Origin of the sequence: Pseudomonas sp. RL (genome assembly GCF_000647775.1) — a bacterium.
Taxonomy (GTDB): Bacteria; Pseudomonadota; Gammaproteobacteria; order Pseudomonadales; family Pseudomonadaceae; genus Serpens; species Serpens flexibilis.
Genome location: NZ_JBOY01000139.1, coordinates 1 through 8,420 on the forward strand (window position 1 = coordinate 1; position 8,420 = coordinate 8,420).

7 protein-coding genes are annotated in these 8,420 nt (G+C 66.2%); 5 read left to right on the top strand and 2 right to left on the bottom strand.

Annotated features, from left to right (window positions below):
- Window positions 1-148: 148 nt before the first annotated feature.
- Window positions 149-1,636, bottom strand: coding sequence for a malate dehydrogenase (quinone) (gene mqo / locus AS93_RS0116605; RefSeq protein ID WP_027591638.1), 1,488 nt, complete (start codon window positions 1,634-1,636; stop codon window positions 149-151).
- 705 nt (window positions 1,637-2,341) lie between these two features.
- Between mqo and AS93_RS0116610 the strand changes: the two genes are divergently transcribed.
- Window positions 2,342-2,926, top strand: a complete 585-nt coding sequence (locus tag AS93_RS0116610) for a YajG family lipoprotein (RefSeq protein ID WP_027591639.1) — start codon at window positions 2,342-2,344, stop codon at window positions 2,924-2,926.
- 277 nt (window positions 2,927-3,203) lie between these two features.
- Window positions 3,204-3,473: a hypothetical protein gene (locus tag AS93_RS0116615; protein ID WP_027591640.1), complete on the top strand. Its 270-nt coding sequence runs from the start codon at window positions 3,204-3,206 to the stop codon at window positions 3,471-3,473.
- A 132-nt stretch (window positions 3,474-3,605) separates the two neighbouring features.
- Here AS93_RS0116615 and AS93_RS0116620 read toward each other — a convergent pair whose 3' ends face one another.
- The gene (locus AS93_RS0116620; RefSeq protein WP_051587521.1) at window positions 3,606-5,411 is read right to left on the bottom strand and encodes an ABC transporter ATP-binding protein/permease; all 1,806 of its coding nucleotides are present in this window, start codon (window positions 5,409-5,411) and stop codon (window positions 3,606-3,608) included.
- Between the two features lie 244 nt (window positions 5,412-5,655).
- Between AS93_RS0116620 and egtB the strand changes: the two genes are divergently transcribed.
- The 3 genes from egtB (at window position 5,656) to AS93_RS0116635 (ending at window position 8,308) form a co-directional block, all read left to right on the top strand.
- Entirely contained in the window at window positions 5,656-6,960 is a 1,305-nt protein-coding gene (egtB, locus tag AS93_RS0116625) for an ergothioneine biosynthesis protein EgtB (protein WP_027591642.1), read from the top strand.
- Window positions 6,957-7,919: an L-histidine N(alpha)-methyltransferase gene (gene egtD / locus AS93_RS0116630; protein ID WP_037009760.1), complete on the top strand. Its 963-nt coding sequence runs from the start codon at window positions 6,957-6,959 to the stop codon at window positions 7,917-7,919. The genes egtB and egtD overlap by 4 nt, the downstream gene beginning before the upstream one ends.
- Window positions 7,920-8,002: 83 nt before the next feature.
- The gene (locus AS93_RS0116635) at window positions 8,003-8,308 is read left to right on the top strand and encodes a hypothetical protein (protein WP_027591644.1); all 306 of its coding nucleotides are present in this window, start codon (window positions 8,003-8,005) and stop codon (window positions 8,306-8,308) included.
- Window positions 8,309-8,420: the final 112 nt, after the last annotated feature.

The following is an 8,420-nucleotide window of genomic DNA, read 5'->3' on the forward strand; positions in this document are numbered from 1 at the left end:
CCTAGCCGGCCGCGCCTAGCCGGCCGCGCCTGACGGTGCGATGGTGGATCGGTGAAGCGCGATCCACCCTACGGCCGTTCCCGGCTGTGCGCCGCCCAAACAAAAACGCCCCGCTAAAAGCGGGGCGTTTCGTTCAACGCGGCGCCAATCAGGCGTTACGCAACTGCAGGTTCTCGTCGCAGCGCGCGGTGACTTCGCGGTACAGCGCGGCGTTTTCCTGCAGCGCGGTCTCGCGTGCCGGGAAGATCTCTTCCAGCTTGCCCGCCCAGGCGGCCGCCTGCTCGGGGAAGCAGCGCTCGATCAGCTGCAGCATGATCGACACGGTCACCGAAGCACCCGGCGAAGCACCCAGCAGCGCGGCAATGCTGCCGTCCTCGGCGGACACCAGCTCGGTACCGAACTGCAGGATGCCGCCCTTCTTCGGGTCCTTCTTGATGATCTGCACGCGCTGACCAGCCACTTCCAGACGCCAGTCGGCCGGATCCAGCTCGGGGTAGAACTTGCGCAGGGCATCCAGGCGCTGCTCCATGGACTGCATCACTTCCTTCACCAGGTAGCGGGTCAGGTCCATGTTGTCGCGAGCCACGGCCAGCATCGGGCCGATGTTGCCCGGACGAATCGACAGCGGCAGGTCGAGGAACGAGCCGTTCTTCAGGAACTTGGTGGAGAAGCCGGCGTAGGGCCCGAACAGCAGGGATTTCTTGCCGTCGACCACACGGGTGTCCAGGTGCGGCACGGACATCGGCGGAGCACCGACTTCAGCCTGGCTGTAGACCTTGGCCTGATGCTTGGCCACCACCTCGGGGTTGTCGCAGCGCAGCCACTGGCCGCTGACCGGGAAGCCGCCGAAGCCCTTGCTTTCCGGAATGCCGGACATCTGCAGCAGCGGCAGCGCACCGCCACCGGCGCCGAGGAACACGAAGCGGGCCTTGAGCGCGCGCTGGCTGCCGTCCTGGGTGTTCTTGACGGTGACACACCAGCCCTCGCCGTCACGCTCGACGCTCTTCACGCGCTGGTTGTAGCCGACATGGGCGCCATCCAGGCTCTGCAGGTGCTTGAGCAGCTCATTGGTCAGCGCACCGAAGTTGACGTCGGTACCGCGCTCCACGCGGGTGGCGGCGATCTGCTCGTCGGCGTCGCGGCCGGGGATCAGCAGCGGCGCCCACTTGGCGATCAGCTCGCGATCCTCGGTGTACTCCATGGTTTCGAACGCATGGTGGGCGCTGAGCTGCTGCTGGCGGGTCTTCAGGAAGGCCACGTCCTTGGCGCCACGCACGAAGCTCATGTGCGGAACCGGATTGATGAAGGTGCGCGGTGCATCCAGGGCGCCCTTGGCCACCAGGTAGGACCAGAACTGCTTGGACACTTCGAACTGGCTGTTGATCAGCACGGCCTTCTTGATGTCCACGGAGCCATCGGCGGCCTGCGGGGTGTAGTTCAGTTCGCACAGACCGGCATGGCCGGTACCAGCGTTGTTCCAGGGATTGGAACTTTCCACTGCGCCGGAGGGCATCTGCTCGACGATTTCCAGCTTCAGCCCGGGATCCAGCTCCTTGAGCAGGACCGCCAGGGTGGCACTCATGATGCCGGCGCCAACCAGCACCACATCCAGAGCTTCGTTTTCGTTGTGCGCCATTAACGCTTCTCCAAATCTGCAACACCTAGGTTCAACGGCAGACGCTCCTGGCGCAAAGCGCGTTCAGGGCCGGGGAGAATCGCAAGGGGAGTCCCGAAACCTGACAGGGGCGGATGCCCAATGGATAGGACCGGCGCTCAGGCCTGGGTCCCGGCGACCAGCAGGCCGCGCGTCAGGTGTGCATATCCGAGTCGTTTGGCAGGTGTACCAATGCCAGAGTCTTCATTTGCTCGCCACACTCTCGTGAAGTAGTGAAAAACCGTCTTCTCACGCTCTTTTGGAGACGTGAACCTCAAGGGGTCGGCTGCCGCAGACACACACTTCTCGTCACTGACCGCAACACGCTGCTATCCATGGACAGGTGTTTCAGTCACTGAACGAACCGTTCGGGTGACGGGGCATTAGGGCAGCACCTAGCGGGCGTCTCTCTGGCGTGGGACATGCCGGTGGGCAGTCACGCAGGAGGCGACCTTTATAATTGGGCGGGGATTATACCGATGGTTTTCGGAAAGAGGGGCCGTTTAGCGGCGACTTTCTTACCCCGCCGGCGAGTATGCCGTGAACCTGTCACGCCGGGCATCCGACCATCGGCGCATGGGCCATGCACCGCGCCCGCGTGAGCAGAAGCGCAGCGGCCGCTCGCGTATACTGCCCGGCCGCGGACGCCATCGCGTGTCCTGAACATTTCTTATGGAGAGCCAAACCATGTCGAAGCGTTTTCCGCTGGTGCTTTGCGCTGTTGTCAGCCTGGCCCTGACCGGCTGCGCCCTGAGCCCGCAGCAACTCACCCCGCAACCCAAGCTGAAGACCGAGCTGGCCGCGGTCGGCCAGGGCCAGCCGGTGGTGGTGCATGTCGCCGACGGACGTGCCTCGCCGGACCTGGGCACCCGCGGCGGTCTGTACGCGGAGACCAGTGCCATCAGCGTGCCGAGCGCCAACGTCCTGCCGCAGCTGCAGGCCCAGGCCGAAGCCGCCGTGCGCCTGCTGGGCTTTACACCGACGCCGGACGCCCGTGACGTGCCGCGCCTGACCGTGACCCTGGCCGAACTCAAATACCAGTCGCCCAAGGAAGGCGTGTATGTCACCGAGGCGGATATCGCCGCCGTTATGCAGGCTGAGGTGCAGAACAGCGGGCGCCGCTACACCGGTCGCTACACCGCCACCCTGAACCAGCGCTTCGGCATGGCGCCGAACCAGGAAACCAACACCCGCCTGGTCAGCGATGTGCTGAGCGACGCCCTGACCCGCCTGTTCAAGGACCCGACCATCGGGCAGATGCTCGCGGAGTAAAACCGACGCACCTGTAGACGTAGGTGGATCGCGCTTCACCGATCCACCAACGCGCCGCCAGGTGCGGCCGGCCAGGTGCGGCCGGCCAGGTGCGCCGTGCCGCGCATGGGTGGACAAGAAAGACGTTGTCCACCCTACGATTCCCGGCCCGGGAAGTCGGGCCGATGCACCGTCGCACGGATCGACGCCGGTCGGAAAACACCCCGCCCACCGCTGCGCCTGATTAAAATCCCCCGCTTTTTACAACCTTCGGGTTTACCTGAAGCGGGAGTGAACGATGTCGCTGCAGGCTCTTTGGAGCATTCCCCTCACCTATCCGGCGCAGATTCTCAATGCCCTGGCCCTGCTCATGGCGCTGGCCGGTTCCTGGCTGCTGCTGGCGACCCAGCGGCGTCGGTCGCAGTTCAAGTTGCGCCTGGTCCAGGGCAATTTCCAGGAAGCCCTGATGCTCGCCGCCCGCCACCGCGTGGACGGCTTCTTCACCCGCTTCGGCGCGCTCAGCCTGGCGCTGGCGGTGACCCTGTCCTGGGTAAGCACCGGCCTCTAGCGGTTGCAAACTACCTGCGTTGACAATCCTTCGTTAGAAACAGCCTCGGCCTGCTCATTTAGAACACCAACTGCGCGTCCTCGGCTGTTTCTGCCTCGTCTTGCCTGCCTCGCCTACGTTTTCGACGGCCTGTTAATTACCCGCCTCCTTCGCCTTCTCGCTCTGCTGCAGGCGCCACATCTGCGCGTAGTGACCGTCGCGGGCCAGCAGTTCGGCGTGGCTGCCGCGCTCGACCACCTGGCCGGCATCCATCACCAGGATCTGGTCGGCATTCATCACCGTGGACAGCCGGTGGGCGATCACCAGCGTGGTGCGCCCCACCTGGATACGATCCAGCTCGGCCTGGATGGCGCGCTCTGACTTGGAATCCAGCGCCGAGGTCGCCTCGTCGAAGATCAGGATGCTGGGGTTCTTGAGGATCGCCCGGGCGATGGCCACCCGCTGCTTCTCGCCGCCGGAGAGCTTGAGACCCCGCTCGCCCACCTGGGTGTCGTAGCCATCCGGCAGGCTTTCAATGAAGCGGTGGATGTGCGCGGCGCGGGCGGCGGCCTCCACCTCCTCGCGCGTCGCCTCGGGGCGGCCGTAGCGGATGTTGTAGTAGATGCTGTCGTTGAACAGCACGGTGTCCTGGGGAACGATGCCGATGGCGCCGCGCAGCGAGGCCTGGGTCAGCTGGCGCAGGTCATGGCCGTCGATGGTGATGCGCCCCTCGCCCACGTCGTAGAAGCGGTACAGCAGGCGCGCCAGGGTGGATTTGCCCGAGCCCGAGTGACCAACCACCGCCACGGTGCCGCCGGCGGGGATCTCGAAGTCCACGCCATGCAGGATCTCGCGGCGCGGATCGTAGCCGAAGCGCACGCTTTCGAAGCGCACCGTCGGGCGGCGGCTGTCCAGGGCGACTGCATCCGGGGCGTCCTGCACGTCCTGGCGCTCGTCGAGCAGGCCGAACAGGCGCTCCATGTTGGTCAGCGCCTGTTTCACCTCGCGGTACATCATGCCGAGCAGGAACAGCGGCGCCGACAGCTGCAGCAGGTAGGCGTTGACCAGCACCAGGTCACCCACTGTCATGTTGCCGGCCACCACGCCGGCGGCGGCCAGCCACATCATGGCGGTGACGCCGATGGAGACGATGGCCGCCTGGCCCAGGTTGAGCACCGCCAGGCTGGTGGTGGCCTTGACCTTGGTTTCCTCCAGGGTGCGCAGGTTCTCGTCGTAGCGCGCCGCCTCGTGGGCCTCGTTGTTGAAGTACTTGACCGTCTCATAGTTGAGCAGCGAGTCCACCGCGCGCTCGTTGGCCCGGGTGTCGGCCTCCACCGAGGCGCGGTAGTAGCGGGTGCGCCACTCGGTCACCGAGAAGGTCCACACCGCATAAGCCACCAGCGTGGCCAGGGTGATGGCTGCGAAGCGCCAGTCGTAGACCCAGACCAGCACCAGGGTGACCAGCAGCACTTCCAGCAGGATCGGGATGATCGAATACAGCGTCCAGTCCAGCAGGTCGGCGATCGCCGAGCCGCCGCGCTCCACATCGCGCGCCACGCCGCCGGTGCGCCGGCCCAGGTGGAACTTCAGGGAGAGCGCGTGCAGATGACGGAACACTTGCAGGGTGACCTGCCGCGAAGTGCGTGCCATCACCCGAGCGAACACCACCTGGCGCAGCTCGGTGAACAGCGTGACGCCGATACGCGAGGCGCCGTAGGCGAACAGCAGGCCGACCGGCAGCAGCAGCAAGCTGGGCTCGACGTTGAGGTCATCGACGATGTACTTGAGAACGAACGGCACCAGCAGGTTGAGCAGCTTGGCGGCGAACACCAGGCCCAGCGCCAGCAGGATGCGGCCGAGGTAGGGTTTCAGGTAGGGCAGCAGGTCGCGGATCACGGCAACGTCGCCGCGCGCCTGCTCGGCGCGCTTGACGGGCGCGACCGTAGCGTCGATGGACATGGGAAGGAATCCTTGGGAACAGCGAAAAAACAGGGGCCCTATGCTGGGCCCGCGCCGGGCAACACGCAAGCCGACGGGCGCCGACTGCGCGAGCGAATTCATTCGCGAGCCTTTCCGTGGCTGATACCAGAAGCTCGCGAATAAATTCGCTCCCACCAAAGCCGTGCCCGGTCAGCCAGCCCGGGCGAACTTTGCCGGCCATTCCCCGGTCGTTTTCCCTGGGTTCAGGGTTAACGGAGGGACCATGCCGGCTCAGGCGCTTCACACACAGAACGATCCCGACGTGGCGCTGCAACGCCTGCGTGAGCGCTTTCGCCAAGTGCGCGCCACCAGCGAGGCGCTGTGCGCGCCACTGGCCATCGAGGACTACGGCATCCAGGGCATGCCTGACGCCAGCCCGCCGAAATGGCACCTGGCGCACACCACCTGGTTCTTCGAAACCTTCCTGCTGCTGCCCTATCAGCCCGGCTACCGCACGCCGGACCCGCGTTACGACCTGCTGTTCAATTCCTATTACCTGACCCACGGCCAGCCGTTCCCGCGCCCGCAGCGCGGGCTGCTGTCGAGGCCCACGGTCGCCGAGGTGCTCAACTGGCGCCGGGTAGTCAACCTGGCGATGGAGGACCTGCTCGACCATCCGCCGCCCGGCAAGCTGGAAACCCTGTGTCAGCGGCTGGAGCTGGGCCTGCAGCACGAGCAGCAGCACCAGGAACTGCTGCTGATGGACCTGCTCTACAACTTCTCGCTCAATCCGCTAGCGCCGGCCTACCGGGATGACTTGCCGGCCGTCTCCGAGCAACCGCCCGCGCCGCTGCGCTGGCACAGCCATGCCGGCGGGCTGGTGGAGATAGGCCACGCCGGCGACGGCTTCGCCTTCGACTGCGAACGACCGCGTCACAAGGTCTGGCTGGAACCCTTTCGCCTGGCCAGCCGCCCGGTGAGCAACGCCGATTACCTGGCCTTCCTGCTGGACGGTGGCTACAGCCGCAGCGAGCTGTGGCTCTCCGACGGCTGGGCGACGCTGCGCCAGGCGAACTGGCAGGCGCCGCTGTACTGGCGACACGACGAGGAGCGCGGCTGGCGAGAGTTCACCCTGACTGGCCTGCAGCCACTGAACCTGTCCGCGCCGGTCTGCCACCTGAGCTTCTTCGAAGCCGATGCCTACGCACGCTGGGCCGACGCGCGCCTGCCCAGCGAGGCGGAGTGGGAAGCCGTGGCCCAGACGCTGCCGGTGAGTGGGCATTTCCTCGACGCCGGCCTGCTGCGCCCGCAACCCTCGCCCGGCGTGCCTGGCACCCAGCCGGCGCAGCTGTTCGGCGATGTCTGGGAATGGACGGCCAGCGCCTTCCTGCCCTACCCCGGCTTCCAGCCCCTGGGCGGCAGCCTCGGCGAATACAACGGCAAGTTCATGTGCGGCCAGCAGGTGTTGCGCGGCGGCTGTTGCGTCACCCCGCCGGATCACCTGCGCGCCAGCTACCGCAACTTCTTCTATCCACACATGCGCTGGGCCTTCAGCGGCCTGCGCCTGGCCCGGGACGAAACCGCATGACAGCAACCGCCACGGTGCGTTACCACGACCATCACCCGCGCAGCGCCAGCCTGTGCGATGAAATCCTCGCCGGCTTTGCCGCCACCCCCAAGCAAACCTCGCCCAAACACTTCTACGATGCCGTGGGCTCGCGGCTGTTCGAGCAGATCTGCGAGCAGCCCGAGTACTACCCGACCCGCACCGAGGAGGCCATTCTCGCCGAAGCCTGCGACGAGATCGCGCGCCTGGCCGGGCCGGAGGCGCCGCTGCTGGAGCTGGGCAGCGGCGCCAGCCGCAAGGTGCGCCTGCTGCTGGAAACCCTGCAGCCGAGTCGCTACCTGGGCATCGACATCAGTCGCGAATTCCTCATCGACAGCACCCGCCGGCTGGCCGCTGATTATCCCTGGCTGGAGGTGCATGCCGCCTGCGCCGACTTCTGCCGCCCGCTGCGCCTGCCCCAGGCGTTCATGCGCGCGCGGCCGCTGGCGTTCTTTCCCGGCTCGAGCATCGGCAACTTCGAACCCGCCCAGGCGCTGGACTTCCTGCGTCACCTGCGCCGGCTGCTGCCGGGCGGCAGCGGCCTGCTGATCGGCGTCGACCTGCTCAAGGACCGCGACCGGCTGGAAGCCGCGTACAACGACCGTGCCGGTGTCACCGCCGCCTTCAACCTCAACCTGCTGGAACGCATCCGCCGCGAGCTGGACAGCGATATCCAGCCACGCCGCTTTCGCCACCGGGCCTTCTTCAACCCGCTCGAATCCCGCATCGAGATGCATCTGGTCAGCCCGCTGGCGCAGCAGGTGCGCATCGAGGGCCACACCTTCAGCTTCGCACCGGGCGAGAGCCTGCACACCGAGAATTCCTACAAGTACAGCCCCGAGGGCTTCCTGCGCCTGGCCGAGCGCGCCGGCTTCCAGGGGAAGGCGCTGTGGATGGATGCGGAGCAGCTGTTCAGCGTGCACTTCCTGCGCAGTGCCTAGAAACGCCCGTCACCCGTCACGAACGACTGGACTGCGGGGCACTCCACTGCGAAGGCACCATCTCGAAGTACGGAGGAACTGCCATGAAACACCTCACCGCACTGGCCGCCGCCATCCTGCTGGGACTGAGCGCGCCGACCTGGGCCCAGGAGCGCGACTGTACCCCGCGGGACACCCGCGAACGGGCCGGCGAGCTGGCGCAGGAAATCCACGAATCCACCGGCGGCGATCCGCAGAAGGCGCAGCAGATTCACGAGGAGCTGAAGGACATGGAGCTCAAGCGCCGCGAAGACAGCCTGGCGCGCACCGACCAGGGCCTGCAGGACGAATGCGCCCGCTATGAACAGCGCATGGAGGAGGTGGAAAAAGCCACCGACAAGGTGGAGTAGCGCCTGATGCGAATCTGCCTTTGACAAGCCGCGCCATTTGCGTAGAATGCGCGGCCTCGAAGGCACATAGCTCAGTTGGTTAGAGCACCACCTTGACATGGTGGGGGTCGTT

What these genes read in the sequence shown, in the direction of transcription:
- mqo (WP_027591638.1), bottom strand. Translation starts at nt 1,636, where the DNA reads ATGGCGCACAACGAAAACGAAGCTCTGGATGTGGTGCTGGTTGGCGCC.
- AS93_RS0116610 (WP_027591639.1), top strand. Translation starts at nt 2,342, where the DNA reads ATGTCGAAGCGTTTTCCGCTGGTGCTTTGCGCTGTTGTCAGCCTGGCC.
- AS93_RS0116615 (WP_027591640.1), top strand. Translation starts at nt 3,204, where the DNA reads ATGTCGCTGCAGGCTCTTTGGAGCATTCCCCTCACCTATCCGGCGCAG.
- AS93_RS0116620 (WP_051587521.1), bottom strand. Translation starts at nt 5,411, where the DNA reads ATGTCCATCGACGCTACGGTCGCGCCCGTCAAGCGCGCCGAGCAGGCG.
- egtB (WP_027591642.1), top strand. Translation starts at nt 5,656, where the DNA reads ATGCCGGCTCAGGCGCTTCACACACAGAACGATCCCGACGTGGCGCTG.
- egtD (WP_037009760.1), top strand. Translation starts at nt 6,957, where the DNA reads ATGACAGCAACCGCCACGGTGCGTTACCACGACCATCACCCGCGCAGC.
- AS93_RS0116635 (WP_027591644.1), top strand. Translation starts at nt 8,003, where the DNA reads ATGAAACACCTCACCGCACTGGCCGCCGCCATCCTGCTGGGACTGAGC.